The sequence below is a fragment of the Chromobacterium sphagni genome (assembly GCF_001855575.1).
Classification (GTDB): domain Bacteria; phylum Pseudomonadota; class Gammaproteobacteria; order Burkholderiales; family Chromobacteriaceae; genus Chromobacterium; species Chromobacterium sphagni.
Genome location: NZ_MKCS01000001.1, coordinates 106,900 through 131,601 on the forward strand (window position 1 = coordinate 106,900; position 24,702 = coordinate 131,601).

Here is a 24,702-nt window from a genome sequence, read left to right on the forward strand (position 1 = left end):
CGGCCCGTTTTCTTCAGCGCAATAAAAAAGGGAGCCAAAGCTCCCTTGTTCATCTTTGTTAACGGTCAGACGCGCGCGAAGGCCCTGCCGGCGGCGGCGATGGTAGCCTCGATCAGTTCATCGGTATGGGCGATGGAAACGAAACCGGCCTCGTAGGCAGACGGCGCGAGGTAAATGCCCTCGTCCAGCATCGCGTGGAAGAAGCGCTTGAAGGCTTCGATGTCACAACGGGTGGCTTCGGCGTGAGATTTGGGCGCCTGCGCGCTGAAGTAGAAGCCGAACATGCCGCCGACGCTGTCGCTGGACAGGGTGACGCCGGCCTGTTTCGCCGTGTCGGCCAGGCCTTGCGCCAAGCGGGCGGAGCGGCGGCCCAGCGTGTCGTGGAAGCCGGGTTGTTGGATCAGCTTCAGCGTGGCCATGCCCGCTGCCACCGACAGCGGATTGCCGGACAGAGTGCCGGCCTGGTAGACGGTGCCCAGCGGCGCGATTTTGCCCATGATGTCGGCGCGGCCGCCGAAGGCCGCCAGCGGCATGCCGCCGCCGACCACCTTGCCCAGCGTGGTGAGGTCGGGCGTGACGCCATGCAGACCCTGCGCGCAAGAGAGCGCCACGCGGAAGCCGGTCATCACCTCGTCATAGATCAACACCGCGCCGTATTGCTCGGTGAGGGCGCGCAGCGTCTTGACGAATTCCGCCGACGGCTGGATCAGGTTCATATTGCCGGCGATCGGCTCCAGGATCACGCAGGCGATCTTGTCGCCGATTTCGGCGAAGGTGCGGGCCAGCTGCTCCACATCGTTGTATTGCAGTACCAGCGTGTGCTTAGTGAAATCGGCCGGCACGCCGCCGGACGACGGATTGCCGAAAGTCAGCAGGCCGGAGCCGGCTTTCACCAGCAGGCTGTCGGAGTGGCCGTGGTAGCAGCCCTCGAACTTGACGATCAGGTCGCGGCCGGTGAAGCCGCGCGCCAGGCGGATGGCGGTCATCGTCGCCTCGGTGCCGGAGGACACCAGCCGCACCTGCTCGATCGACGGCAACAGCTTGCAGATTTCCTCGGCGATCACCACCTCGCCCTCGGTGGGCGCGCCGAACGACAGGCCGCCTACAGCGGCGTCCTGCACCGCTTTCACCACCTCCGGATGAGCGTGGCCGACGATGGCCGGGCCCCAGGAGCCGACATAGTCCAGATACCGCTTGCCGTCGGCGTCCCAGAAGTAAGCCCCCTCGGCGCGCGTGACGAAGCGCGGCGTGCCGCCGACCTGGCCAAAGGCGCGCACCGGCGAGTTAACGCCGCCGGGGATCACTTGCTTGCCACGTTCAAACAGTTCCAGATTGCGGGACATGAGCTTTTCCTTGTCTGGCGGCCGTCTGGGCCGCGGAGTGAGATGAGGCGCGGTGGGGGATTGGGTCCACTGGGCTGGCCTTATTTTACATGATGACGGGAACCACGGTGGGGTGGGGCCGGATGGCGCGCCAAATTGCAAGATCGGCTGCCGTCCCGACCAGGACGCGACCCGCCTGGCCGGCATCGGCGCCGCGGCGGCAAGCCAGGCGTTTACCACTTGCGGTATGGATTCTTGGACAGATAGGCGTTGGTATAGCGCCCATCCTCCGTCACTTCCTCGCCCACCCACCGCGGCTTTTCAAACGGCGAGTCCTCCGCCGGCAGCTCTATCTCCGCCAGCACCAGGCCGGCGTTGTCGCCGAAGAACTCGTCCACCTCCCAAATAAAGCCGCCGTGCTCGATACGGTGGCGCAGCTTGTCCACCACCATCGGGCACATCGCCGCCATGATGGTCTGCGCATCGGCCAGCGGGATCGGGTATTCGAACTCGTGGCGGCTGACGTTGCTGATATTGCCTTTCAGCGTGAGCCAGGCTTGATCGCCCACCACCCGCACCCGCACCGTGCGCTCCTTCTCCACCGACAGGTATCCCTGCCGGTACTGCACCGCGGGAGCCAGTCCGCGCCAGGCGTCGCCGTCCACCACGAAGCGGCGTTCGATTTCCAATCCCATGATTTCATTCCTTTGCTTTGTCGGGGCCGGGCGGCGGGCAAGCGGCCTGCCGCTCCAGATAAAAGGTAAGGCTGCTGCGCTGCGGCTCCACCCCAGGCGCTTTGCCGTAGGGATACACCAGCTGCTGCAGGCCGCCCAGCAGCTGGCGGCCGTCCTCCAGCGCCAGCTGGCTGTCCAGACGCTGCGCGCCGGCATCGTCGCGCCAGCTCAGCTGTAGATTGACCAGCGGATAAGCGTGTCCGCGCGGCGCCTGCAGCCGGCCTTGCGCGTCCAGTTCCGCGCCATCCTGACGGCGCGCAGCGTGGAAGCTGCCGTCGGCGGCCAGGCATAGCGGCAACTGCCGCAACGGCTCGCCGTCGCGCTCCACGCTGAGCAGCAGCGCGGGCGGCAACGACGGCTGGGATGCAGGCGCGGCCTGGACCTGGGAGGCCGCCAGCAGCAGCCCGGCAAACACTATGCGCATCATGATCGGGCTACCTGTCAGAACGGCTTGACCACCACCAGGATCAGCACCGCCAGCAACACCAGCACTGGCAGCTCGTTGTACACGCGGAACCAGGCATGGCTCCTGCGGTTGGCATGGGCGGCGAAATCGCGGCACAGCTTGCCGCAATAGCCGTGGTAGACCACCAACACCCCCACCAGCGCCATCTTGGCGTGCAGCCAGCCGCCGGCGATGCCGAAGCCCAGCCACAACGTCAGGCCGGTCGCCAACGCCAGCAGACCCAGCGGAGTCATGAAACGGAACAGCTTGTTCGCCATCAGCAGCAGACGGTCGTATTCCGCCGGTTGCCGCGCCATGGCCAGGTTGACGAAGAGGCGCGGCAGGTAGAACAGGCCGGCGAACCACGACACCACGAAGAAGATGTGGAAGGCTTTGAGATAGAGATAGCTCACGGTGTGTCCGTAAATAATGAGGGATGGGCGATGGACTGCCGGTCTGGACCACGGTTCCCCCGGTCAGGGCGGATAGGCCAGCCGCAGCGCCTTGGGCAGTTTTTGCAGCACCAGCTGGCGCGAACGGGCGAGACCCTGGCGGATGTCGTCCGGCGTCAAGGCCTCGAGCGAGGCCACCTGCACCCAGCGCGCACGGGCCAGATACGGCGCCGGACGCACGCCAGGCAGGCCGCTCTGCATAAGAAACTGGTCGGCGTCCACCTTGTAGCTGAGCGTGTCCGCGCCGAACACCGCGAACATCTTGCCGCCGATGCTGGCCACCCGCTCGCTGCCCCACTTGATATCGAAGCTGGCGCCGGGCAGGCCGCAGGCGTACCGCAGCAATTCATCCAGCAAGGCGGCGGACAGGGCGCGCATGCTCAGCCCTTCTTCGGGGCAGCCTGGTACAACGGCCACACTTGAGCGATGTGCGACTGCAGATCGCGGATGCGGGTGGGGCCGGACGGGTGAGTGGACAGGAACTCCAGGCCACCGCCGTTGCCGGCCGCCTGCATCTTCTGCCACACGTTCACCGCGGCGTTGGGGTCGTAGCCGGCGCGCGCCATCAATTCCAGCCCCATGATGTCGGCTTCCGACTCCATGGTGCGGCTGTGCGGCTTGCTCAGCGTCACGTCGGTCACCATCGAGGCCAATTTCAGCTGGTCGGCGCTGAAGCCGGCCAGCACCCCCACCAGCGACAGGCCGATCTGCTGCGCGTACTCCTGGCTGAGGTTCTCGCGGGTGTGCTCGCGCAGCGCGTGCGAGATCTCGTGGCCGATCACCGCCGCCAGTTCGGCGTCGGAGAGCTTGAGCTGGCTCACCAGGCCGGAGTAGACCATGATCTTGCCACCGGCCATCGCGTAGGCGTTCATGTCGTCGGTGGCCAGCACATTCACTTCCCAGGGCCAGGTTTTGGCATCGGCGCGGAAGGCCGGGGTCTGGGCGATCAGCCGTTGCGAGATGCGCCGCACACGCGCGGTCAGCGCGGCATCGTGGTTGAGCCGTCCGGCGGCCCGGGCCTGGGCCAGCTGCTGGGCATAGGACTGCGCCGACATCTGCGCTACTTCCTGGCTGGACAGCAGCATGCTCTGGCTGCGGCTGACGCCCACCGCGCCGCCGCCGGTGGTGCTGACCTGCGCGCAGGCCGCCAGCAGCGCAGCCAGCCCCGCGCCGCCCAGCCAGCATTTCCATAATCCGGACATGGCGGTCAGATCTCCACCATCTGGAAATCGTCTTTGCGCGCGTCGCAGTCCGGACAGGTCCAGTTGGGCGGCAGGTCTTCCCAGCGGGTGCCGGGCGGAATGCCGTCTTCCGGACGGCCCGCTTCTTCGTCGTAAATGAAACCGCAGATCAGACACATCCAAGTACGCATCGCTTCGCCCTCGTGTTCGGATAAAATGAATATTCTAAATCGTGCCACCGCAATAAAACAAAAGAGGTTAGCCCTTGACCACTCCTTCTTCCCCTCCCGTGGTACTGACCCTGGCCGGTTCCGACCCTTCCGGCGGCGCCGGCATCCAGGCCGACATTCTGACACTCGCCAGCCTCGGTTGCCATCCGTTGTCGGTGATCACCGCCATCACGGTGCAGGACACCGTCGGCGTCAACGATCTGATGGTGCTGGACGCGGACTGGGTCAACGACCAGGCGCGCTTTCTGATGGAAGACATGCCGGTGGCGGCGTTCAAGATCGGCATGCTGGGCAGCGTGGAGAACGTCGCCGTGGTGGCGCAGCTGCTGGCCGACTATCCGGACATCCCGGTGGTGCTGGACCCGGTGCTGGCCAGCGGCGGCGGCCACGAGCTGGCCGACGAGGATCTGATCGGCGCCATGCGCGACATCCTGATCCCGCAGGTGTCCATCCTCACCCCCAACAGCCTGGAGGCGCGCCGGCTGGCCAGCAGCGATCCGGACGAGGACGAGGAGTTGACGCTGGACCAGTGCGCCGAGCGCATCCTGGCGCTGGGTTGCCCCTATCTGTTGATAACCGGCACCCATGAAAATACCAAGGAAGTGGTGAACAGCCTGTACAGCCCGGACGGCGTGGTGCGCGCCGACCACTGGGAACGGCTGCCCGCCAGCTATCACGGCTCCGGCTGCACGCTGGCTTCGGCCATCGCCGGCATGCTGGCCACCGGCCTGTTGCTGCCGGAGGCGGTACGCGAGGCGCAGGAGTACACCTACCAGACGCTGCTCAACGGCTTCCGCCCCGGCATGGGCCAGTTCCTGCCCGACCGGATGTTCTGGGCGCGCGGCGACGATGAGGACGGCGACGATGCCAAACCGGATTGAGGGGCTGTACGCCGTCACCCCGGACAGCGACGACAGCGAAAGGCTGCTGGAGCTGGCGGCGGCGGCGCTGGAAGGCGGAGCGCGGGTGCTGCAATACCGCGACAAGAGCCGCAACCCGGCGCGCCGGCTGTGGCAGGCCAATCTGCTGGCCAGCCTGTGCCGCAGCCGCGGCGCGGCCTTCATCGTCAATGACGACGTCCAGCTGGCGCTAGCGGTGGGGGCCGACGGCGTCCACCTAGGCCGCGACGACGGCGACATCGCCGCCGCGCGCGCGCGGCTGGGGCCGGCGGCCATCATAGGCGCGTCCTGCTACGATCAGTTGGCGCTGGCGCGGCGGGCGGCGGCGGCGGGCGCCAGCTACGTCGCCTTCGGCGCGGTGTTTCCGTCGCGGACCAAGCCCGGCGCGGTGGCCGCGCCGCTGTCGCTATTCGCCGAGGCGGCCGAACTGAAGCTGCCGCGGGTGGCGATAGGCGGCATCACCGCCGCCAACGCCGGCCAGGCCGTCCAAGCCGGCGCCGACGCCATCGCGGTGATAGGCGGCCTGTTCGAGCAGCTGGACCCGGCCGCGGCGGCGCGGGAACTGGCGGCGATGTTTCGCCCTGCCGCTGAATGATCCCGTCAGATGCGAATGCGGCACCGCAAATGGTAAAACCGTCCTTTTTCGCACAACAAAAGCATATTTCGCGCAGCGGCACCGCGCCGCCGCGCGCCATCCGTGTCGAAAGGATAGTTTTGTGAAAAGTGCAAGCGTCTTGCTGGCGGCAGCGGCGATATTGGCGGGCTGCGCCGCGCCCAAAGTCAAAATATCGGCGAATGCCGAAACGGCAATGGCCTTTACCGCCAAAGTCGGATAGAAGCGGCCGTTTTATACCAATCTGCACCGGGACTTCGGCCCTCTAACCTTGTATTGGCTGCAGGATAATCGCGGCGAAAAGACCCCGGTCGTATCGTCGAATGCCAATTACGCGGTCGGCCAATGCGTGACGCTGTGGCGCTCGTCACAAGACTCCTACCCCAAGATCTCCGCCGCCAACCGCGATTGCTCAACCCTGAAGCAGCAGCCGCGCAGTGTCGACACTTAACTATTACACCGTTCAGGACTGGGGCGCGGAATGGATGTACATCTTCAATATATGGATAACTGGCTGGGCCTGAGCGATAACCAACTGCTGGGCGCCAATTATTGGGGCGCGCCGGAAAATAGCTATGTCAGCGGCAAATCGAAATATCTGACCTACAAGCGGGTTTCCCCGCAGGGCCTCTATCGGTGTAAAACCACCTTCGAAGTCCAGAATGGCGTCATCTTCAATTACCATGCCTATGGCAACGACTGCTGGTAACACCCGCGCAGCGTATCCAACCATCACGGCCGGCCTTGCGCCGGGCCTTGCGTTCACCGCAGTTCCACATCCGCCAGCCGGTAGGTGCCGCCGCGGTCTTCCTGGCAAAACACCCGGGCCTTTACCCTGACGGCGCGGCCCTTGAGCCGGGCCATGTCCGGCTGGCTCAGCGCCAGGCTGGACACGCGCTGGCCGCCGCAGGCGGCGCCGTCGTCGAAGCTCGCCGGCCGGTCCAGCTTCAGATGGTAGGCCTGGAAGAACGTGCCTTCGGCCTTGCTGCCGGAGTGCAGCGGGCCGATCACGGTGCCGCTGAGCGTGACGGGGGCGTCGCCGACGACATGAACAACCTGGCCGGCGCAGTGGCCGGCCAGGCTGATGGCCAGCAGAACGCCGGCCAGCAGGGTATTGCAGAACTTACTCATCCCGATGAATCTTCTTCAGTTCATTGTTTTTGTCAGACTTGTGCCGCCATTTCAGCAGGCCTGATCCTGTCCGACAATCGGGGTTATCCCGACTATGGCGCAAAACAAACAAAAAGCCCCCACCGGATGACAGGGGCTTTGGGTCGATGGCTATCCCGTTTCAGGCGTTGGCCTTGCGGTACAGCTGGATCAGCCGGCTGGTGGAGCTGTCGTGCTCGGCCAGCGGCAGCTTGCCGGTGAGTTCGCCGTGAATGGTCTTGGCCAGCTGCTTGCCCAGCTCCACCCCCCATTGATCGAAGCTGTTGATGTGCCAGATCACGCCCTGGACGAAGATCTTGTGCTCGTACAGCGCGATCAGCGAGCCCAGGTTGCGCGGGTCCAGCCGGCTCATCAGCAGCGTGTTGGTCGGGCGGTTGCCGTCGAACACCTTGTGCGGCACCAGATCGTCCAGCGCCGCGCCTTTCAGCCCCTGCTCCGCCAATTCGGCGCGCGCCTCGTCGGCGGTCTTGCCGCGCATGAAGGCCTCGGCCTGGGCGAACACGTTGGCCAGCAGGATCTCGTGGTGGCCCGGCAGGCTGGAGCGGTTTTCCAGCGAGGCGATCAGGTCTATCGGCGAGATGTGGGTGCCCTGGTGCAAGAGCTGGAAGAAGGCGTGCTGGCCGTTGATGCCGGTTTCGCCCCAGATGATGGGCGCGGTTTCAAAGTTGACCGGCTGGCCGTCCAGCATGGTCTTCTTGCCGTTGGACTCCATGTCCAGCTGCTGGATAAAGGCCGGCAGCCGGTGCAGGTATTGGTCGTACGGCGCGATGACGTGGCTGCCGCCGCCGTAGTAGTTGATGTACCAGACGCCTATCATCGCCAGCAGCACCGGCATGTTCTGCTCGAACGACGCGTTCTTGAAGTGCTGGTCCATGATGTGGGCGCCGTTCAGGAGCTCGGTGAAGTTCTCCTCGCCCAGATACAACATGATGGGCAGGCCGATGGCCGACCACAGGCTGTAGCGGCCGCCCACCCAGTCCCAGAATTCGAACATGTTTGCCGGGTCGATGCCGAAGTCCGCCACCGCCTTCTGGTTGGTGGAGACGGCGACGAAGTGCTTGGCCACCGCCTTTTCGTCGCGGGCGCGCGCCACGAACCATTCGCGCGCGGTCAGCGCGTTGGTCAGCGTTTCCTGGGTAGTGAAGGTCTTGGACTCCACCACGAACAGCGTGGTCTCTGGATGCACCTTCTTCAGCGTTTCCTTCAACTGGGCGCCGTCGACATTGGAGACAAAGTGCATGTTCAGCCGCGGGTGGGCAAACGGCTTGAGCGCGCTACAGACCATCAGCGGCCCCAGGTCGGAGCCGCCGATGCCGATGTTGACGATGTCGGTGATCGGCTGATTGGTATAGCCCAGCCAGTAGCCGGAACGCACCGCGTGAGCGAACTTGCCCATCCGCTCCAGCACAGAGTTCACCTTCGGCATTACGTCCTCGCCGTCAACGAAGATCGGCGAGTTGGTGCGGTTGCGCAGCGCCACGTGCAGCACCGAGCGGTTCTCGGTGCGGTTGATCTTGTCGCCCTTGAACATCGCCTTGATCTTGGCCGGTAGGCCGGCTTCGCGCGCCAGCTGCATCAGGCCCAGCAGGGTGGCATCGGTGATGCGGTTCTTGGAATAGTCGAGGAACAGTCCGCCCACTTCCAGCGAATAGCGTTCGGCGCGCTCGGGATCGGCGGCGAACAGCTCGCGCATGTGCAGATGCCTGGCCTCGGCAAAATGGTCCCACAGCGCTTGCCAGGCCGGCAGCTCGGTCAGCTCACTCATGACGTATGTCCTATTCCGGTTGTCTATTGTCCAGCCTGCGGTTCTTCAGGCTGTGCTTGGTCTTTTCCAGCTGGCGGATCAGCCCCGGGCCGCGCCGCAGCGCCACGCTGACGGCCAAGATGTCGATCTGCACCAGATGCACGATGCGCGAAATCATCGGGCTGTAGGTTTCGTTGTCTTCCAGCGTGTCGGCGATCAGCGACACGGTGGCGCGGCGCGCCAAGGGCGAGCCGCTGGTGGTGAGCGCGATCACCTTGGCGCCGGCGGAAATCGCCACGTCCACCGCCTCCAGCAGCTCCATGGTGCGGCCGGAGCTGGAAATGGCCACCAGCACGTCCTCGGGGCCCAGCACCGACGCCGCCATCATCTGGATGTGGGTGTCGGAATAGGCGACGGTGGGGATGCCGAAACGAAAGAACTTGTGCTGGGCGTCGGCGGCGATGATGCCGGAGTTGCCCAGGCCGTAGAACTCGATGCGGTGGGCGTCGGTCAGCAGCTGCACCGCGGCCTCGATCGCCTGCGGATTGACGTCGTTGCGGCACTTGAGCAGCGCCGACACGGTGTTGTCGAACACCTTGGCGACGATTTCCGAGGTCGGGTCTTCCGGGCGCACGCTGGAATGGACGTAGGGCACGCCGGTGACCAGGCTGCCGGCCAGCTTGAGCTTGAAGTCGGGCAGGCCGGAGCAGCCGACGGTGCGGCAGAAACGGATCACGGTGGGCTGGCTGACGCCGGCGTTCCTGGCGATGTCGGCCACGGCGGCCTGGATCACGGTGTAGGGTTGCTCCAGCACCAGCTCGGCCACCTTGCGCTCGGCCGAAGACAGCGTCTCCAGTTGGCCTCGGATGCGATCAAGCATGCATGTCTCCTGCAAAGCCGCCTCGAGGAGGGGTGGAGGCATCCACCGGGGCATGGTCGCTGCGCGACGCCAGATGGGCCGCCAGACGGGCGGCCACCCCCGGCAAGGCCGGGTAGGCGCTGGTAATCAGGTAAACCGGGATGGCGGCAAGATAGCCCGACATCCGTCCCTTGTCCTCGAAGCGGCGGCGAAATGGGGATTGTTCAAAAAAACCGCTCAGACGCGGCACAATACCACCACCTATATACACCCCGCCATGGGCACCGAGCGTCAACGCCAGATTGCCGGCCGCCGAGCCGAGGATGCCACAGAAGATTTCCAGCGCCTCGCGGCAGCGCAGGCAGCGCGCCGACAAGCCAAGCGCGCTGATTTCGGCCGCGCTGCGCGGCTGGCCGCTCTCGCCGTCGCGCTCGCACAGCGCCTGGTGCAACAGCGCGAGGCCCGGGCCGGACAGCAGCCGTTCATGGGAGACGTGGCCGAAGCGGGCGGCGGCGTAGCGCCAGATCTCCACCTCGCGCTCGTCCGCCGGAGCGAAGGAGACATGGCCGCCCTCGCAGGACAACGCGCGCCAGCCGCCGGCGTGAGGCACCAGCGCGGAAACGCCCAGGCCGGTGCCGGGGCCGATCAGCGCCAGCGGCGCGTCGTCCCTGGGCGCGCCGCCGCCTATCTGCTCCAGTTCGTGGCGCGGCAGGCAGGGCAAGGCCAAGGCCAGCGCGGTGAAATCGTTGAGCAGCAGCAGGGTGGTGAAGCCCAGCGCCTGGCGGGTGGCCTCGATCGAGAACGCCCAATGGCAGTTGGTCATCCGCACCTGGTCGCCGTTCAGCGGATTGGCGATGGCGATAGCGGCGTGGGCGACGCGGCGCGCGCCCACCTGGTCCAGATAGCTTTTCAGCGCGTCTTCCAGCGTCGGGTAGCCGGCGATGGCCAGCACCAGGATGTCTTCTATCACCCCGGGGCCGGTTTCCAGCGCGAAGCGGGCGTTGCTGCCGCCCACATCGGCCAGTAGCCGCGGCCAGGTCTCAGGCAGACCAGTAGACATCGACCGGCACCCGGGTCTGCGCCAGGAAGTGGCTGATCGGCAGCGCGTCGCTCGCCTCGCGAAGGGCGGCGTCGAACACCTCGCGCTTCTTCGCGCCCTGGATCGACAGCACCAGGCAGCCGGCCTGCAGCAGCGCGGCATAGCTCATCGAGATGCGGCGGTGCGGCGCGGCCGGCGGCGTGACCGCCAGCAAGGGCCGGGTTTCCTCCGGGTCCAGGCCCTCCACCAACTCGGCAGCGCCGGGAAACAGCGAGGCGGTGTGGCCGTCCTCGCCCATGCCCAGGATGGCGACGTCGGGCGCGATGAATTCATGGCAATCGACCGCCACTTCGGCGGCGATGTCGGCGATCTCGCGCACCAGCGGCAAAAAGCGCGCCGGCGCGGCGCGGCCGGTCAGCAGATGGCGGCGCACCAGCGCGGCATTGCTGTCGACGTGGTCGGGCGCGACGAAGCGCTCGTCCACCAGGGTGACGGTGATGCGCGCCCAGTCTATCGCCATCTCGCTGAGCAGCTGGAAGAAGGGAATCGGCGACTTGCCGCCGGACACTGCCAGCACCGCCTGGCCGCGGCTTTCTATCGCGGCGGACAGCCGCGAGGCGACGCTGTTTGCCAGCGCGCTGGTCTGCTGCGCGGCGTCGGGAAATTCCAGCCAGTTCATTCGCTTACCTCGGTTGTGTTTGGTGCGGCGCGGCGCGCCGATGTCCGGTCATTGTATTGGTAGGGTGCGTCACCCCGAAGGGGCGACGCACCGATCAAGCGTTCAGCACTCCTCGTGCCAGCCGATGCCGTCGCGCGACAACAGCGCGCTGGAGGCGGCCGGCCCCCAGCTGCCGGCGGTGTACTGCTTGGGCGGGGTATTGTTGCTGCGGCTCCAGGTGTCCATGATCGGCTCCACCCAGCGCCAGGCTTCTATCAGCTCGTCGCGGCGCATGAACAGCGCCAGCTTGCCGCGGATCACATCCAGCAGCAGACGCTCGTAGGCGTCGGCGCGGCGCACCTTGAAGGCCTTGTAGAAGTCCAGGTCCAGATAGGCCGGCTGCAGCCGCATGGTGTCGCCCGGCTCCTTGGCCAGGAAGTACATGCGTATGCTTTCCTCCGGCTGCAGGCGGATCACCAACCGGTTGGCGGTGTGGCTGCCGCCCATCGGGCCGGTGAACAACTGGTGCGGCACATCGCGGAAATTGATGACGATTTCGGCCAGCCGCTCCTGCATCCGCTTGCCGGTGCGCAGGAAGAAGGGCACGCCGGCCCAGCGCCAGTTGTCGATCTCGGCCTTGATGGCGACGAAGGTTTCGGTCTGACTGCCTTCCGGAATGCCGTTTTCCTCAAGATAGCCGACCACCGGCTGGCCGGCGATGGCGCCGGCCTTGTACTGGCCGCGCACGGTCTTGCCGGCGACGTCCTGCTCGCTGAATGGCCGCAGCGCCTTCAGCACCTTCAGCTTCTCGTCGCGCACCGCGTCGGCCTCCATATTGGCCGGCGGCTCCATCGCCACGATGCACAGCAATTGCAGCAAGTGGTTCTGCACCATGTCGCGCAGCGCGCCGGTACCGTCGTAGAAGTCGCCGCGGCTGCCCACGCCCAGCTCTTCCGAGATGGTGATCTGCACGTCGTGTATCCACTCGCGGCGCCACAAGGGCTCGAACAGCGCGTTGGCGAAGCGGATGGCCATCAGGTTCTGCACCGATTCCTTGCCCAGGTAGTGGTCGATCCGGTACAGCTGCTCTTCCTTGAAGAAGCGCGCGACCTCGTCGTTGATCTCGTTGGACGAAGCCAGGTCGGTGCCCAGCGGCTTCTCCAGCACCACCCGCACATTGGCGCGGTTCAAGCCCACCGCCGCCAGGTTGTCGCAGATGCCGGCGAACAAATTGGGCGCGGTGGCCAGATAACAGACCACCACCTTGCCATTGTCAGCGCCGACCTTGGCGGCCAGCGCCGGGAAATCGGCCGCTTGCGAGGCGTCCACCTTCAGGTAGTCGATGCGGGCGCAGAAGCTGTCCCAGGCGGCGGCGGAAAAATGCGACTTGACGTGGATGCGGGAGTTCTTCTCGACGAAAGCCAGATAATCGTCGCGGCTCAGATCCTTGCGGCCCAGCGCCAGAATGCGGCCCTGCTCGTTGAGCAGCCCGGCGGCGTGGGCCTGATACAACGAGGGCAGCAGCTTGCGCATCACCAGATCGCCGGCGCCGCCGAACAGCACCATGTCGAAGGCCGGGGTAGGGGTGGAACGGGTCTCCATCCTGATCTTCCATCTCGAAGTGTATTAGATGTAGTTATATTACCATTCGATACCGCGCTGTCTACGTCAGGACAGGCCTAGTGGCCGCTTTTGCAACACCTTTTGCCCTGGCGCAATAATTGGATAATTCCGCTGGAAATCTCGCGCGGGAAAGCGGATAGTCTCGCTAAGCCGCCGCTGGCGGCGCGTAACTCGCCTTGCATTTTTCGTGTAGTAAAACTACTATCGGCTTCAATTCAATACGGAACGTCACCATGGCCTTGCATCCCACCCTGTCCGCCGTTACCGACCGCATCGTCGCGCGCAGCCAGCCGCGCCGCAGCGCCTATCTGGAACGCGTGCGCGCGGCCGCCCAGCTAGGCCGGGTGGAGCGGGCCCATCTGTCCTGCACCAATCTGGCGCACGCCTTCGCCGCGATGCCGGACAACGTCAAGATCCACCTGAAGGAAGAGCACCGCCCGAATCTGGCGATTGTATCTTCCTACAACGACATGCTGTCGGCGCACCAGCCGCTGCAGGCCTTCCCCGCCTGGCTGAAGGAGGCCGCGCTGGCGGCCGGCGCCACCGCCCAGTTCGCCGGCGGCGTGCCGGCGATGTGCGACGGCGTGACCCAGGGCCAGCCCGGCATGGAGCTGTCGCTGTTCTCGCGCGACGTGATCGCGATGAGCACCGCGGTGGCGTTGAGCCACCAGATGTTCGACGCCGCGCTGTACCTGGGCGTGTGCGACAAGATCGTGCCCGGCCTGATGATAGGCGCGCTCAGCTTCGGCCATCTGCCGGCGCTGTTCGTTCCCGCCGGCCCGATGACCACCGGCATCGCCAACGACGAAAAAGCCAAGGTGCGCCAGCTGTACGCCGAAGGCAAGGTGGGCCGCGAGGCGCTGCTGGAATCGGAATGCCAGTCCTACCACGGCCCGGGCACCTGTACCTTCTACGGCACCGCCAATTCCAATCAGATGCTGATGGAGATCATGGGCCTGCACCTGCCGGGCGCCGCCTTCGTCAACCCAGGCACCCCGCTGCGCGAGGCATTGACCCGTGCCGCCGCCGGCCAGGCGGCGAAAATCGCCGCCCAGGGCAAGCAATTCACCCCGGTGGGCGAGATGATCGATGAAAAATCCATCGTCAATGCCATAGTCGGCCTGCTGGCCACCGGCGGCTCCACCAACCACACCATGCACATCGTCGCCATCGCCCGCGCCGCCGGCATCGACATCAACTGGGACGATTTCGACGAACTGTCGGCCGTCATCCCGCTGTTGGTGCGCGCCTATCCGAACGGCAAGGCCGACGTGAACCACTTCCACGCCGCCGGCGGCATGGGCTTCGTGATCCGAGAGCTGCTGGCCGCCGGCCTGCTGCACGAGGACGTAGGCACCGTGGTGGGCCGCGGCCTGTCGCACTTCGCCAAGGAGCCGTGGCTGAACGGCGGCGAGCTGCAATGGCGCGACGCGCCGGCGGTCAGCGGCGACGACAGCGTGCTGCGTCCGGCCGCCAACCCGTTCTCCGCCGACGGCGGCCTGCGCCTGATGTCCGGCAACCTGGGCCGTGGCGTGATCAAGGTGTCGGCGGTCAAGGCCGAGCACCGGGTGGTGGAAGCGCCGGCGGTGGTGTTCCACGATCAGAACGACATGCTGGCGGCGTTCAAGCGCGGCGAGCTGGAGAAAGACTTCATCGCGGTGATCCGCTTCCAGGGCCCGCGCGCCAACGGCATGCCGGAGCTGCACAAGCTGACCCCGGCGCTGGCCATCCTGCAGGAGCGCGGCTTCAAGGTGGCGCTGGTGACCGACGGCCGCATGTCCGGCGCGTCCGGCAAGGTGCCGGCCGCCATCCACATCTCGCCGGAAGCCCTGTCCGGCGGCGCCATCGGCAAGGTGCGCGACGGCGACTTGGTTCGGCTGGACGCCAACCGCGGCGAACTGTCGGTGCTGGTGGACGCGGCGGAATGGGCGGCGCGCGAGCAGGCGCAGGCGGACCTGTCGCACAACGATTTTGGCGTCGGCCGCGAACTGTTTGCGGTGTTCCGCGACGTGGCCGACGATGCGGAAGCCGGCGCGATGAGCTTCCGCCACCCCGGCTGGAAATAATCTAGGAGAATGAAATGGATGCACTGACCCTGTTGCGCCAAGGCCCGGTAGTGCCGGTGATCGTCGTCAACGACGCGGCGGCCGCGGTGGACCTGGCCCACGCGCTGGTGGCCGGCGGCGTGACCGTGCTGGAAGTGACGCTGCGCACCAAGGCGGCGCTGGCAGCGATGCGCCGCATGCGCGACGAAGTGCCGGGCGCCATCGTCGGCGCCGGCACGCTGCGCAACCGCGCCCAGCTGGAAGCGGCGGTGGACGCCGGCGCGCTGTTCGGCGTCAGCCCCGGCTTCACGCCGGAACTGGCCGCCGCCGCCCGCGCCGCCAACCTGACGCTGATCCCGGGCGTGGCCACGCCATCGGAAGCGATGCGCGCGCAGGACGAGGGCTTCAATGTGCAGAAGCTGTTCCCGGCCGAGGCGGTGGGCGGCATCAAGCTGCTGAAGTCGCTGGCCGGCCCATTCGCCGACCTGCGCTTCTGCCCGACCGGCGGCATCGACATCAAGAAGGCGCCGGAATACCTGGCATTGCCCAATGTGTTGGCGGTGGGCGGCAGTTGGCTGACCCCAGACGACGCCATCGCGGCGCGCGACTGGGACCGCATCACCGCGCTGGCCCGCGAAGCCACCCAGCTGGCGCGCGGCTAAGCCTCAGCGCACCTTGCATCGAACAGGCCGCCGGAAGCATCCGGCGGCCTGTTTGCTTTCCAGTCCGGCAGACCACGTTCACACCGAAGTGTCGCGGCGCCTGCCGCGCGGACAACGATTCAGATCGTCGTTCCGCCCGGATGATGGCGGCAGCGCGGCTCAGGAGCAGTTGGCGTTGAGCGAGGGATAGGCGGTGTTTAGCAGCCAATTGCCGCCGCTGCCGGGCGTGTTGTAATACCAGAAGCACAGCTTGACCGGGGTGAAGTTCTGCCAGGTTTCGCACAGGCCGTTCTGCGCCGCCTGGGTGCACTTCCGGCCCTGAGTGATGTTGACAGCTTGGCGTGGACAATGTCCTTGGGGCCGCCGCTGGTGCCGCAGTTGACGCGGGTCTGCTTGTCGTCCTTCACCCACAGGTCGTGCGCAGGATTGGACCCATCGCCATCGCTCAAGCCGACATCGGCAGACCTGAACCAACGCGCCGCCATCCCCATCAGCGCAAGCCGGCTCTGGAGCCATTCCCAAGGTTTTAAGACGCCGGTTGTTCGACGCGGGGCGACGTTAGCGCGCCGCTAGTTCCGGCGGTTCCTTGGGAATGGGTTTGAAACCGGGGTTTCGCCGCGCTGTTGTGGCGGCCTGGGATTGCCAAGGCGCTGGCCGCACAGCCGCTGCCCCCGTCAGCCGGGCGGAACCGGCATCAAAATCAATCGTTCGCGAAGCGAACACGAAACCCAAAACGGTGCGTCGCCCCCTTCGGGGTGGCGCACCCTACGGCTCATCCCCTCTCCAGCGCCTCCGCCATCCTCTTGATGCTCGCCGCCACGATCAAATGATGAAACGGCGTCACCGCCGCCAGATAGGTCCTCCCCAACAGATTGTGCGTCCGCACCAGCGTGCTCACCTGCAGCCTCCCCGGCCGCCACTGCAACACCAGCCGGAAATCCAGATGCCGGTCGTCCTCGCCCAGCACCGCATCGCGCTCGCCCAGATGCAGGATGCGGAACACGCCCAGTTGCTGGCCGACACGGAAAGGTTCGGCCGAGGCGGAGGCCGCCGGGGCGGTTTTCAGGCCCAGCGGCGCCACTAATAGATCGCGCAGGCGCATCAGCGCGCGGGCCCAGGGCGGCATCGCGGTGGAGAAGACGCGCAGCAGGCTGGCGGAGTCGGCCACCGGCGCGCCGGGCGGCAGGGGCTGGCTACGGCAGTCTTGCCATGGATAGCAGCTGGACGCTTCGACGAGCAGCGGGATGGCGGAAAAATCAGGCTGGACGGACATTGGAGTCTCCCCGGGTGGCGATAGTCGCAGCATGCCGAACGGCGACGGGGCCGTCTTGAAGCGAAACGACGCGCGGCCGGCTCAGGCGCGCAGGCCGGGCTCGGCGCACATCCGCAGTATCGCCTCCCGGGGCAGGCGGTACAGCCCCAGCGCCGGGTCGGCGTCGCCCAGGCCCCGGACATAGGCGCTGGGCGTGCGGCCGGCGTAGCGGACGAAGTCGCGGTGCAGGTGGGCCTGGTCGGCGTAGCCGGCGGCGGCGGCCACGTCGGCCCAATCGGGCGACGGCGTCCAGCGCGCGTGCAGCAGCAGGCGATTCAGGCGCGCCTGCGGCCGAAAGGCGCGCAGGGTCTGGCCGGTGCTGGCGCGAAAGCGGCGTTCGAACTGGCGGAGGCCGAGGCCGAAGTGCGCGGCCAGATCATCCGTGCCGCGCGCCGGCCAGCCGGACGGCAGCGCCAACGTAGGCAGCCGGTGGCCATGCTGGCGGGCCAGGCGGAACAGCAGCGCTTCCGCTTGGAGGCGCAGCGCGTCGGCTGCGGCATCGGCCAACGGCGACAGCCAGGCCGCCGGCAGCAGCAGGTCCAGCGGCAGATGGGCGTCGAACGCCTCGGCGGCGGAAATGCCCAACAGGCGCGGCAACTGGCCAGGCTTCAGCCAGGCCATCCGCACGCGCGTCCCCGGCGACGCCGTGGCCAGCCTAACGCCGGCGCTGCCGCCCAACAGGCCGGCCCGGGCCAGCGCGCCGCCGTTTTCCAGGCGGATGTCTCCCGCAGCGACAAACACCAACATCGGGTGCAAGGTGGCCGGCAGCAGCAGCGGACCGCCGGGCAGCGCGATGTCCAGCGTGTCGCCCAGCAGCGCCCCCAGGCCTGGCGGCGGCGGCTGCAATGCGGGGAGCGGCGGGAGTGTCATGGCGGGTGGGCGCGAGATAGGTTGCCGCCATTGTGTCGCCGCCGCGGCCGGCCGGTCAATCCGGACGCCGGCCATGAAAAACCCCGCTCAAGGCGGGGCTGTTCCGAGCCGGGAGGCGGCTTATACCGCCATCACGGCCTCTACTTCCTCCACCGTCTTCGGGATCGGCTCGCCCAGCACCCGGCTGCCGGTCTCCGTCACCAGCACGTTGTCCTCGATGCGGATGCCGCCGAAGTCGGCGTATTCGCGGAACTTGGCGTAGTTAATATACTGGCTGTGGCGGCCTTCCTTCTCCCAGGCGTTTATCAGCGCCGGGATGAAATAGATGCCGGGTTCCACCGTCAGCGCCATGCCTGCCTTCAAGGTTTTGCCCAGCCGCAGGTAGCCCAGGCCGAACAGGCCGCTGCGCTCGGCGCCGTCGCCGTAGCCCACCAGGTCTTCGCCCAGCGCTTCCATATCGTGCACGTCCATGCCGATCTGGTGGCCCAGGCCGTGCGGGAAGGCGATGGCGTAGGCGCCGGACTCCACCACTGCATGCGCGTCGCCCTTGAAGAAGCCCAGCTCGGCCATCCGCTCCACCATCACCTGGGCGGCCAGCTTGTGGATGTCCTGGTATTTGACGCCCGGCTTGATCGCATCGATGGCGGACAGCTGCATGTCCAGCGCGATGTCGTACAGCTCGCGCTGGCGGGTGCTGAACTTGCCACCCACCGGGAAGGTGCGGGTGATGTCGCTGGCGTAGCCCTGGCCGCTGCTGCAGCCGGTGTCGTTGAGGATCAGGTCGCCCTGCTGCAGCACGTTGTCGTGGTGGTGGTTGTGCAGCACCTCGCCGCGGCGCGAGAAAATGGACGGGTAGGCCAGCTGCCAGTCGTGGCGGCGCATGATGCCTTCCATGATGCCCACCACCTGGTATTCGATCACGCCCGGCTTGGCGTTTTGCATCGCGGCGATGTGCATGGCGTGGGTGACGCCCAGCGCGGCCTCCATCTCGGCGATTTCCTCGGCGCCCTTGATTTCGCGCAGCGCCACCACCGCGCGGGTGAGCGCGGGCGAGAAGCCGTCTTTGACCTTGGCAGGGTGCACGTCCAGCAGCCGGCCCATTTCGATCAGTGTCTCGCCGCGATACGGCGCCAGGTAGTGGACGGCGCGGCCGGCGGCGCGCGCTTCGGCCAGCGCCTGCGCCAGCTCGCCGTAGGCGCGGCTGCTGTCCAGCGCCACCTTGGCGGCGCGCTCGGCGAGCGACGGCAGCGGGCCGGTCCAGACGATGTCGGCCACGTCCGGGTCGTTGCCGAACAGGGTGGCCTTGCCGCTGTCGGCGTCGATCAGGCCGGCCAGACCCGGCTCGTTCAGGCCGAAGAAGTAGCGGAAGCTGGAGTCCTGCACGAAGGGCAGGGTGTTGTCGCGGTAGTTCATCGGCGAATCGACGTTGCCGACGAACAGCAGCAGGCCGGACAGGCCGGAAGCTTGCAGGCGGGCGCGGCGCTGAGCGTAAATGGCGGGGGCGAACATGCTTTTCTCCTTGGCCGCATGGCGGCGGGAGACGGCCACGCGGCATATTGTATGCAGCCGTATAAATTATCACGCGCGCGCCGCGCCGGCCAGCCGCCGGCCTATCCGGCGGGCGCGGTTTTGGCCGCTTTCTGCGCCGGTTTGCCCGGACGCAACAGCCGGCACAGCGCGCCGCCGGCCAGCAGCGCCCACAGCGGCGCACCCAGGCCGGCGATGGTGACGCCGGAGGCCGCCACCACGAAGGTGAGCAGCGCCGCCTCGCGGTGTTCGCCGTCGGCCAGCGCCGCGCCCAGCGACGAGGCCAGGGTGCCGAACAGGGCCAGGCCGGCGGCGGTCACCACCAGCGCCTTGGGCAGCAGCAGCACCAGGGCGGCCAGCGCGCCGCCCACCAGTCCCAGCGCGATGTAGAGCAAGCCGCAGAAGATCCCGGCCACATAGCGGCGGCGGCGGTCGGCATGCGCCTCCGCCCCGGTGCAGATGGCGGCGATGATGGCGGCCAGCGTCACGCCGTGGCTGCCGAAAGGCGCGGTGAGCATGGACATCAGCCCCAGCGCCGTCACCGGCGAGCGCGCCGGCAAGTCGTAGCCCGAAGCGCGCAGCACCGCCATGCCGGGCAGGAACTGGCTGGTCAGCGCCAGCAGCGCCAGCGGCAGCGCCAGGTTGACCATCGCGCTCCACGACCACTGCGGCATCGTGAAAAGCGGGCCGCCGCCCAGCGCCAGCGCGCCGGCGGGACGGCCCACCTGGCCGGCCCACAGCGTCAGCGCCACCCCCAGCGCGATGGCGGCCAGCAGGGAGAAGCGCGGAAACCCGCGCCGGCCGATGAAGAACAGCGCGCACATCGGCAGCACCAGCCACAGATCGCGCGCGGCCTCGCCCACCACTTCGCTGACGAAATGGAACAGGATGCCGGCCAGCATCGCTGCCGCCAGCGCCGGCGGGAACACCCGCATCAGGCGGTCGAACATGCCGCTTGCGCCCACCGCCGTCACCATGGCGGCGGCGGCCAGAAAAGCGCCCACCGCTTGCGGATACGGCACGCCGGGCAACGACGCCAGCAGCAGCGCCGCGCCGGGAGTGCTCCAGGCGGCGATCACCGGCGCCTTCCAGCGCCAGCTCAGCCAGATACCGGCGATGCCGGAGCCCAGCGACACCGCCCACACCCAGGAACCCAGCTGGGCGGCGCTGAGTCCGGCCGACTGCGCGGCGTGGACGATGATCAGGAAGGGGCCGGAATAGCCGACCAGCAAGGCCAGCACGGCGGCCAACAGGGAAGAGGGCGCGGCGTCGCGCCACAGGGTTTTCAACATAGCCATCGCTCCAGCAATCAGGACATGACCGCAGCTTGACATGCCGCGGCCAAGCTCCCTCCCACAAGCGGCGCAAACAGTTTATGCTGCAATCAATCTGTTCTATATAACAGTCCATGAGCGCACGTTACCAAGACATCGCCCGCCAGCTGGAACGCCGGCTGGACGCCGGCGAATTCCCGCCCGGCAGCCGGCTGCCGTCGGTGCGACGGCTGGCCAGCGAGCACGGCGTCAACAGCTTGACCGCGCTGGCCGCCTACCGTTGGCTGGAGCAGCGGCAACGGGTGCTGGCGCGGTCGCGCGCCGGCTTCTACGCCGCGCTGCCGCCGGCCGACCCGCTCGCCCACCCTGCCCAGGCGCTGCCGTCGCCGGCCACGCTGGTGGAAGTGGACAGCCGCATGTCGCAGCTGCTGGCGCTGTCCGGCTCCGACATCGCCGTGCAGCTGCACATGGCGGAGGCTCACCACAGCCTGTACCCGTCGCAAGAGCTGGCACGCCGGCTGCAGCAGACGCTGGCGCAGCGGCCGGAGCTGATCGGCGCCTACCTGCCGGCGGCGCAGGAGGCGCGGCTGCGCCGCCTGCTGCAAAGCCTGGCGGCGGACTGGCGGCTGGACTTGCCGGAAGAGGAAATCCTGTTCTGCAACGGCATCACCGAGGGCATCAGCCTGGCGCTGCGCCACCTCACCCGCCCCGGCGACACGGTGGCGGTGGAGACGCCGGTGTACTTCGGCCTGCTGCAGACGCTGGCCAGCCTGGGGCTGAAGGCGCTGGAGATTCCCTGCACGCCGGACGCCGGGCTGTCGCTGGAGGCGTTGGAGTTCGCTCTGCAATACGGCCCGCCAGTGCGCTGCCTGGTGACGGTGACCAATTTCCAGAACCCCAGCGGCGCGCTGATGCCGGACGACAACAAGAAGCGGCTGTTGGCGCTGGCGCGCCGCCACGGCCTAAGCATCATAGAAGACGACGTGTTCGGCGAGCTGTACTTCGGCAACCAGCGGCCGACGCCGCTGAAGGCCTGGGACCGCGACGGCGACGTGGTCTACTGCGCGTCGTTCACCAAGAGCCTGGCGCCGTCGTTCCGGCTGGGCTGGCTGTCCGGCGGCCGCCACCACGAGGCGCTGGCCAGGCTGCGCGCCAGCAGCAGCCTGGTGAGCCCGGCGCTGCTGCTGGGCGCGCTGGCCGACCTGCTCGCCAGCGGCGACTACGCCCGTATGAGCCAGAAGCTGCGGCAGCAGTTGGCGCAACAGATGGAACGGGTGGCCGACGCTGTGCTGGCGGCCTTTCCCAGGGGCACCCGCCTGCGGCGGCCGCAAGGCGGGTTGTTGCTATGGGTGGAATGTCCGGAGGGACTGGACAGCGGCAGGCTGCTGGAGGCCGCGCTGGCGCAGTCGATCAGCTTCGCGCCCGGCATGCTGTTTTCGGCGCAGCCCAGGTTCCAGCACTGCCTGCGGCTGAACTTCGGCCAACCTTGGAACGCGGCGCAAGCCGACGCCATCGCCGCGCTCGGGCGGCTGGCGACCGAACAATTAAGGCGGACATGAGCGCGGACTCCCGATTCATCCGGCCGGCCGCGCCGGCCGACCTGCCCCTGCTGGCCGATATCGAACTGCGCGCCGCCAGCCTGTTTCCCGAGCGCGATCTGCCGCCGGCGCTGCGCGGCGCCGCCTTGCCGGCCGACGAGCTGTGGCAGGCGCAGACCGCCGGCCTACTGTGGGTGGCGGAGGACGGCGGCCAGGTGGCCGGCTTCGCGCTGGCGGAGACGCTGGACGACCAGCTGCACCTGGCGGAGATGGACGTGGACCCGGAGCATGCCCGCCGCGGCCTGGGCGGCATGCTGCTAGCCCGGGTGGTCGCGCATGCCGGTCGGCTTGGCCACGCAGCCGTCACCCTCACCACTTTTTCACACCTGCCATGGAACGCGCCGTTCTACCGCCGCCACGGCTTTGTCGAGATCGCGCCGCCGCCTGGATCCCAGCTGGCGGCGCGGTTATGGGAGGAGGCGGCGCTGGGGCTGGCGCGGCGCGTGGCGATGCGGCGCGCCATCGTTTAATCGAGCGGGAGCGGACAATGGACAAAGTGGACGCGGTGGTGATAGGCGCCGGCGTAGTCGGGCTGGCGACAGCGCGCGCGCTGGCGCGGGCAGGGCGCGAAGTGGTGATCGTCGAGGCGGAGCAGGCGATCGGCCAGCACGCCTCCAGCCGCAACAGCGAGGTGATACACGCCGGCCTGTACTACCCGGCCGGCAGCCTGAAGGCCAGGCTGTGCGTGGCCGGACGCGACGCACTGTACCGCTACTGCGCCGAACGCGCCATCCCGCACCGCAGGCTGGGCAAGCTGATCGTCGCCAGCCGCGCCGGCCAGCTTGAGAAACTGGCGGCGCTAGAGGCGCAGGCGCGCGCCAACGGCGTCGGCGACCTGCAAAGGCTCGACAACGCCCAGCTCAAGCGGCTGGAGCCGGCGCTGGACGCGGCGGCGGCGTTGCTGTCGCCGTCCACCGGCATCATCGACAGCCACGCGCTGATGCTGTCGCTATTGGGCGACGCCGAGGCCGCCGGCGCGCAGCTGGCGCTGGACTCCGCCGTGGAAGGCGGCGCGGCGACGGCGGACGGCATCGCGCTCAGGGTGGCGGGCATGGAGCTTTTGGCCGACATCGTGGTCAACGCCGCCGGCCCGTTCGCCCCGGACGTGGCGCGCAGCATCGCCGGTATCGCGCCGGACGCCATCCCGCGGGCCTGGTACGCGCGCGGCGTGTATTTCTCGCTGCAGGGCAAGGCGCCGTTCTCGCGGCTGATATACCCGCTGCCGGAACCCGGCGGGCTGGGCAGCCACCTGACGCTGGACCTCTACGGCCAGGCGCGCTTCGGCCCGGACGTGGACTGGGTGGACGGCATCGACTACCGCGTCGACCCGGCGCGCGCCGACGCCTTCTATCGATCGGTGCGCGGCTGGTGGCCGCAACTGCCGGACGGCGCGCTGTCGCCCGGCTACGCCGGCATCCGCGCCAAGATCGCCGGCCCCGGCCAGCCGGACGCCGATTTCGTGGTCCAGGGCGAGGCAATCCACGGCGTGACGGGCCTGGTCAACCTGTTCGGCATCGAGTCGCCCGGCCTCACCAGCTGCCTGGCGCTGGCAGATGAAGTGCGACGCGTGCTGGCGATTTAGGGCGGATCGCTTACAATCGTCCGCAGACTGCGGAGAAACCCATAAGCATGCTGATCCTGAATCAAAGACAACAAGAGCTGCTGGACCTGGTCAAGCGCGACAGCTACGTCAGCGTGGAGAAGCTGGCCGACCACTTCTCCGTCACCCGCCAGACCATACGCCGCGACATCGCGCTGCTGTCCGAACACCAGCTGCTGCAGCGCTACCACGGCGGCGCCAGCGTGCTGTCCAGCGTGGAGAATGTCGCCTACCAGGCGCGGCAGGTGCTGTGCATAGAAGAGAAGCGCCGCATCGCGCGCTGCCTGGCGCGCCACATCCCGGACAACGCGTCCTTGTTCATCAATCTGGGCACCACCACCGAAGAAGTGGCCAAGGCGCTGCACCGCCATCGCGGCCTGAGGGTGATCACCAACAACCTGCACGTGGCCGAGCAGATGTGCGACTACCCGGACTGCGAGGTGATCGTGCTGGGCGGCACGCTGAGGAAACGCGACCGCGGCCTCACCGGCGAAGCCACGGTGCAGCTGATCCGCCAGTTCCGCGTCGACTACGGCATCATCGGCGTGTCCAGCATCGAGGCCGACGGCACGTTGCGCGACTACGACTACCGCGAGGTGCGCACCACCGAGGCCATCATCCAGCAGTCGCGCCAGGTGTTCCTGGCCGCCGACCACAGCAAGTTCGACCGGCCGGCGCTGGTGGAGCTGGGCCGGCTGAGCCAGATCGCCGCGCTGTTCACCGACAAGCCGGTCAGCCCCCCGCTGGCAAGGTTGATGCAGGAAGCCGGCACCCAGCTCCACATCGCCGAATAAACGGAATACGTATTATCCACAGTTGCTATGCTGAAGCATCATGTCCTGTCC

The 24,702-nt window shown here is 67.5% G+C and carries 27 protein-coding genes; 9 read left to right on the forward strand and 18 right to left on the reverse strand.

Translation table 11 applies throughout. From position 1 onward, the window contains the following. Positions 1–65: 65 nt before the first annotated feature. The 7 genes from hemL to BI347_RS00550 all read right to left on the reverse strand — a co-directional run bounded on the left by hemL (position 66) and on the right by BI347_RS00550 (position 4,325). Positions 66–1,343, reverse strand: a complete 1,278-nt coding sequence (hemL, locus tag BI347_RS00520) for a glutamate-1-semialdehyde 2,1-aminomutase (protein ID WP_071111723.1) — start codon at positions 1,341–1,343, stop codon at positions 66–68. 212 nt (positions 1,344–1,555) lie between these two features. After that, the gene (locus BI347_RS00525; protein WP_071115081.1) at positions 1,556–2,017 is read right to left on the reverse strand and encodes a CYTH domain-containing protein; all 462 of its coding nucleotides are present in this window, start codon (positions 2,015–2,017) and stop codon (positions 1,556–1,558) included. A gap of 4 nt (positions 2,018–2,021) precedes the next feature. Beyond that, positions 2,022–2,483 (reverse strand): hypothetical protein, encoded by a 462-nt coding sequence (locus BI347_RS00530; protein ID WP_071111721.1) that lies wholly within the window; start codon positions 2,481–2,483, stop codon positions 2,022–2,024. Positions 2,484–2,497: 14 nt separating this feature from the next. After that, positions 2,498–2,914 (reverse strand): CopD family protein, encoded by a 417-nt coding sequence (locus BI347_RS00535; protein ID WP_071111720.1) that lies wholly within the window; start codon positions 2,912–2,914, stop codon positions 2,498–2,500. A gap of 63 nt (positions 2,915–2,977) precedes the next feature. After that, complete coding sequence (locus BI347_RS00540) at positions 2,978–3,331, reverse strand: MmcQ/YjbR family DNA-binding protein (protein WP_071111719.1); 354 nt, start codon at positions 3,329–3,331, stop codon at positions 2,978–2,980. 2 nt (positions 3,332–3,333) lie between these two features. After that, positions 3,334–4,155: a M48 family metallopeptidase gene (locus BI347_RS00545; protein WP_071115082.1), complete on the reverse strand. Its 822-nt coding sequence runs from the start codon at positions 4,153–4,155 to the stop codon at positions 3,334–3,336. A gap of 5 nt (positions 4,156–4,160) precedes the next feature. Then, positions 4,161–4,325, reverse strand: coding sequence for a rubredoxin (locus BI347_RS00550; protein ID WP_011133707.1), 165 nt, complete (start codon positions 4,323–4,325; stop codon positions 4,161–4,163). A 74-nt stretch (positions 4,326–4,399) separates the two neighbouring features. Here BI347_RS00550 and thiD point away from each other — a divergent pair, with 74 nt between their 5' ends. From thiD to BI347_RS00565, 3 genes are all read left to right on the forward strand, one after another. Beyond that, positions 4,400–5,245: a bifunctional hydroxymethylpyrimidine kinase/phosphomethylpyrimidine kinase gene (gene thiD, locus BI347_RS00555; RefSeq protein WP_071111717.1), complete on the forward strand. Its 846-nt coding sequence runs from the start codon at positions 4,400–4,402 to the stop codon at positions 5,243–5,245. Next, positions 5,229–5,858, forward strand: a complete 630-nt coding sequence (thiE, locus tag BI347_RS00560; RefSeq protein WP_071111716.1) for a thiamine phosphate synthase — start codon at positions 5,229–5,231, stop codon at positions 5,856–5,858. Before thiD ends, thiE begins: the two co-directional genes overlap by 17 nt. 499 nt (positions 5,859–6,357) lie before the next feature. Further along, the gene (locus BI347_RS00565; protein ID WP_139167153.1) at positions 6,358–6,585 is read left to right on the forward strand and encodes a hypothetical protein; all 228 of its coding nucleotides are present in this window, start codon (positions 6,358–6,360) and stop codon (positions 6,583–6,585) included. Between the two features lie 53 nt (positions 6,586–6,638). On the opposite strand, the gene BI347_RS00570 is transcribed toward BI347_RS00565, so the two are convergent. The 6 genes from BI347_RS00570 to zwf all read right to left on the reverse strand — a co-directional run bounded on the left by BI347_RS00570 (position 6,639) and on the right by zwf (position 12,948). Next, positions 6,639–7,007, reverse strand: coding sequence for a hypothetical protein (locus BI347_RS00570; RefSeq protein WP_071111713.1), 369 nt, complete (start codon positions 7,005–7,007; stop codon positions 6,639–6,641). Between the two features lie 160 nt (positions 7,008–7,167). Further along, positions 7,168–8,811 (reverse strand): glucose-6-phosphate isomerase, encoded by a 1,644-nt coding sequence (gene pgi / locus BI347_RS00575; protein WP_071115084.1) that lies wholly within the window; start codon positions 8,809–8,811, stop codon positions 7,168–7,170. 10 nt (positions 8,812–8,821) lie between these two features. After that, entirely contained in the window at positions 8,822–9,670 is an 849-nt protein-coding gene (hexR, locus tag BI347_RS00580) for a transcriptional regulator HexR (RefSeq protein WP_071111711.1), read from the reverse strand. Beyond that, positions 9,663–10,709, reverse strand: coding sequence for a glucokinase (locus BI347_RS00585; protein WP_071111710.1), 1,047 nt, complete (start codon positions 10,707–10,709; stop codon positions 9,663–9,665). The genes hexR and BI347_RS00585 overlap by 8 nt, the downstream gene beginning before the upstream one ends. Beyond that, positions 10,690–11,367: a 6-phosphogluconolactonase gene (pgl, locus tag BI347_RS00590; protein WP_071111709.1), complete on the reverse strand. Its 678-nt coding sequence runs from the start codon at positions 11,365–11,367 to the stop codon at positions 10,690–10,692. The genes BI347_RS00585 and pgl overlap by 20 nt, the downstream gene beginning before the upstream one ends. 102 nt (positions 11,368–11,469) lie before the next feature. Next, positions 11,470–12,948 carry a glucose-6-phosphate dehydrogenase gene (gene zwf / locus BI347_RS00595; RefSeq protein ID WP_071111708.1) on the reverse strand — a complete coding sequence of 493 codons (1,479 nt, stop codon included), beginning with the start codon at positions 12,946–12,948 and terminating at the stop codon, positions 11,470–11,472. A 254-nt stretch (positions 12,949–13,202) separates the two neighbouring features. On the opposite strand from zwf, the gene edd reads away from it, so the two are divergent. Both edd and eda read left to right on the forward strand, forming a co-directional pair. Then, positions 13,203–15,035 carry a phosphogluconate dehydratase gene (gene edd, locus BI347_RS00600; protein ID WP_071111707.1) on the forward strand — a complete coding sequence of 611 codons (1,833 nt, stop codon included), beginning with the start codon at positions 13,203–13,205 and terminating at the stop codon, positions 15,033–15,035. Positions 15,036–15,049: 14 nt separating this feature from the next. Next, positions 15,050–15,676, forward strand: coding sequence for a bifunctional 4-hydroxy-2-oxoglutarate aldolase/2-dehydro-3-deoxy-phosphogluconate aldolase (gene eda / locus BI347_RS00605; RefSeq protein ID WP_071111706.1), 627 nt, complete (start codon positions 15,050–15,052; stop codon positions 15,674–15,676). A 159-nt stretch (positions 15,677–15,835) separates the two neighbouring features. On the opposite strand, the gene BI347_RS23355 is transcribed toward eda, so the two are convergent. From BI347_RS23355 to BI347_RS00625, 5 genes are all read right to left on the reverse strand, one after another. Beyond that, positions 15,836–16,087 carry a hypothetical protein gene (locus tag BI347_RS23355; RefSeq protein WP_139166882.1) on the reverse strand — a complete coding sequence of 84 codons (252 nt, stop codon included), beginning with the start codon at positions 16,085–16,087 and terminating at the stop codon, positions 15,836–15,838. 361 nt (positions 16,088–16,448) lie between these two features. Further along, a complete protein-coding gene (locus BI347_RS00610) occupies positions 16,449–16,949 on the reverse strand; it encodes a DUF2867 domain-containing protein (RefSeq protein WP_071115085.1) in 501 nt (166 codons plus the stop codon). Between the two features lie 81 nt (positions 16,950–17,030). Beyond that, on the reverse strand, positions 17,031–17,858 hold the full coding sequence (locus tag BI347_RS00615) for a helix-turn-helix domain-containing protein (RefSeq protein ID WP_139167154.1): 828 nt from the start codon (positions 17,856–17,858) through the stop codon (positions 17,031–17,033). Between the two features lie 120 nt (positions 17,859–17,978). After that, positions 17,979–19,367, reverse strand: a complete 1,389-nt coding sequence (locus tag BI347_RS00620; RefSeq protein ID WP_071115087.1) for an aminopeptidase P family protein — start codon at positions 19,365–19,367, stop codon at positions 17,979–17,981. Between the two features lie 101 nt (positions 19,368–19,468). Further along, entirely contained in the window at positions 19,469–20,677 is a 1,209-nt protein-coding gene (locus BI347_RS00625; protein ID WP_071111702.1) for a benzoate/H(+) symporter BenE family transporter, read from the reverse strand. Positions 20,678–20,793: 116 nt separating this feature from the next. On the opposite strand from BI347_RS00625, the gene BI347_RS00630 reads away from it, so the two are divergent. From BI347_RS00630 to BI347_RS00645, 4 genes are read left to right on the forward strand one after another with little or no spacing between them, the layout of a single operon-like run. After that, positions 20,794–22,218, forward strand: coding sequence for an aminotransferase-like domain-containing protein (locus tag BI347_RS00630; protein WP_071111701.1), 1,425 nt, complete (start codon positions 20,794–20,796; stop codon positions 22,216–22,218). Next, on the forward strand, positions 22,215–22,727 hold the full coding sequence (locus tag BI347_RS00635; protein ID WP_071111700.1) for a GNAT family N-acetyltransferase: 513 nt from the start codon (positions 22,215–22,217) through the stop codon (positions 22,725–22,727). The genes BI347_RS00630 and BI347_RS00635 overlap by 4 nt, the downstream gene beginning before the upstream one ends. 17 nt (positions 22,728–22,744) lie before the next feature. Next, entirely contained in the window at positions 22,745–23,839 is a 1,095-nt protein-coding gene (locus BI347_RS00640) for an NAD(P)/FAD-dependent oxidoreductase (protein WP_071111699.1), read from the forward strand. A gap of 47 nt (positions 23,840–23,886) precedes the next feature. Continuing rightward, complete coding sequence (locus BI347_RS00645) at positions 23,887–24,651, forward strand: DeoR/GlpR family DNA-binding transcription regulator (protein WP_071115088.1); 765 nt, start codon at positions 23,887–23,889, stop codon at positions 24,649–24,651. Positions 24,652–24,702: the final 51 nt, after the last annotated feature.

Coding starts and splice junctions, on each gene's coding strand:
- hemL (WP_071111723.1), bottom strand. CDS start 1,343: ATGTCCCGCAATCTGGAACTGTTTGAACGTGGCAAGCAAGTGATCCCC.
- BI347_RS00525 (WP_071115081.1), bottom strand. CDS start 2,017: ATGGGATTGGAAATCGAACGCCGCTTCGTGGTGGACGGCGACGCCTGG.
- BI347_RS00530 (WP_071111721.1), bottom strand. CDS start 2,483: ATGATGCGCATAGTGTTTGCCGGGCTGCTGCTGGCGGCCTCCCAGGTC.
- BI347_RS00540 (WP_071111719.1), bottom strand. CDS start 3,331: ATGCGCGCCCTGTCCGCCGCCTTGCTGGATGAATTGCTGCGGTACGCC.
- BI347_RS00545 (WP_071115082.1), bottom strand. CDS start 4,155: ATGTCCGGATTATGGAAATGCTGGCTGGGCGGCGCGGGGCTGGCTGCG.
- BI347_RS00550 (WP_011133707.1), bottom strand. CDS start 4,325: ATGCGTACTTGGATGTGTCTGATCTGCGGTTTCATTTACGACGAAGAA.
- thiE (WP_071111716.1), top strand. CDS start 5,229: ATGCCAAACCGGATTGAGGGGCTGTACGCCGTCACCCCGGACAGCGAC.
- BI347_RS00565 (WP_139167153.1), top strand. CDS start 6,358: ATGGATGTACATCTTCAATATATGGATAACTGGCTGGGCCTGAGCGAT.
- BI347_RS00570 (WP_071111713.1), bottom strand. CDS start 7,007: ATGAGTAAGTTCTGCAATACCCTGCTGGCCGGCGTTCTGCTGGCCATC.
- pgi (WP_071115084.1), bottom strand. CDS start 8,811: ATGAGTGAGCTGACCGAGCTGCCGGCCTGGCAAGCGCTGTGGGACCAT.
- hexR (WP_071111711.1), bottom strand. CDS start 9,670: ATGCTTGATCGCATCCGAGGCCAACTGGAGACGCTGTCTTCGGCCGAG.
- BI347_RS00585 (WP_071111710.1), bottom strand. CDS start 10,709: ATGTCTACTGGTCTGCCTGAGACCTGGCCGCGGCTACTGGCCGATGTG.
- pgl (WP_071111709.1), bottom strand. CDS start 11,367: ATGAACTGGCTGGAATTTCCCGACGCCGCGCAGCAGACCAGCGCGCTG.
- zwf (WP_071111708.1), bottom strand. CDS start 12,948: ATGGAGACCCGTTCCACCCCTACCCCGGCCTTCGACATGGTGCTGTTC.
- edd (WP_071111707.1), top strand. CDS start 13,203: ATGGCCTTGCATCCCACCCTGTCCGCCGTTACCGACCGCATCGTCGCG.
- eda (WP_071111706.1), top strand. CDS start 15,050: ATGGATGCACTGACCCTGTTGCGCCAAGGCCCGGTAGTGCCGGTGATC.
- BI347_RS00610 (WP_071115085.1), bottom strand. CDS start 16,949: ATGTCCGTCCAGCCTGATTTTTCCGCCATCCCGCTGCTCGTCGAAGCG.
- BI347_RS00615 (WP_139167154.1), bottom strand. CDS start 17,858: ATGACACTCCCGCCGCTCCCCGCATTGCAGCCGCCGCCGCCAGGCCTG.
- BI347_RS00620 (WP_071115087.1), bottom strand. CDS start 19,367: ATGTTCGCCCCCGCCATTTACGCTCAGCGCCGCGCCCGCCTGCAAGCT.
- BI347_RS00625 (WP_071111702.1), bottom strand. CDS start 20,677: ATGTTGAAAACCCTGTGGCGCGACGCCGCGCCCTCTTCCCTGTTGGCC.
- BI347_RS00630 (WP_071111701.1), top strand. CDS start 20,794: ATGAGCGCACGTTACCAAGACATCGCCCGCCAGCTGGAACGCCGGCTG.
- BI347_RS00635 (WP_071111700.1), top strand. CDS start 22,215: ATGAGCGCGGACTCCCGATTCATCCGGCCGGCCGCGCCGGCCGACCTG.
- BI347_RS00640 (WP_071111699.1), top strand. CDS start 22,745: ATGGACAAAGTGGACGCGGTGGTGATAGGCGCCGGCGTAGTCGGGCTG.
- BI347_RS00645 (WP_071115088.1), top strand. CDS start 23,887: ATGCTGATCCTGAATCAAAGACAACAAGAGCTGCTGGACCTGGTCAAG.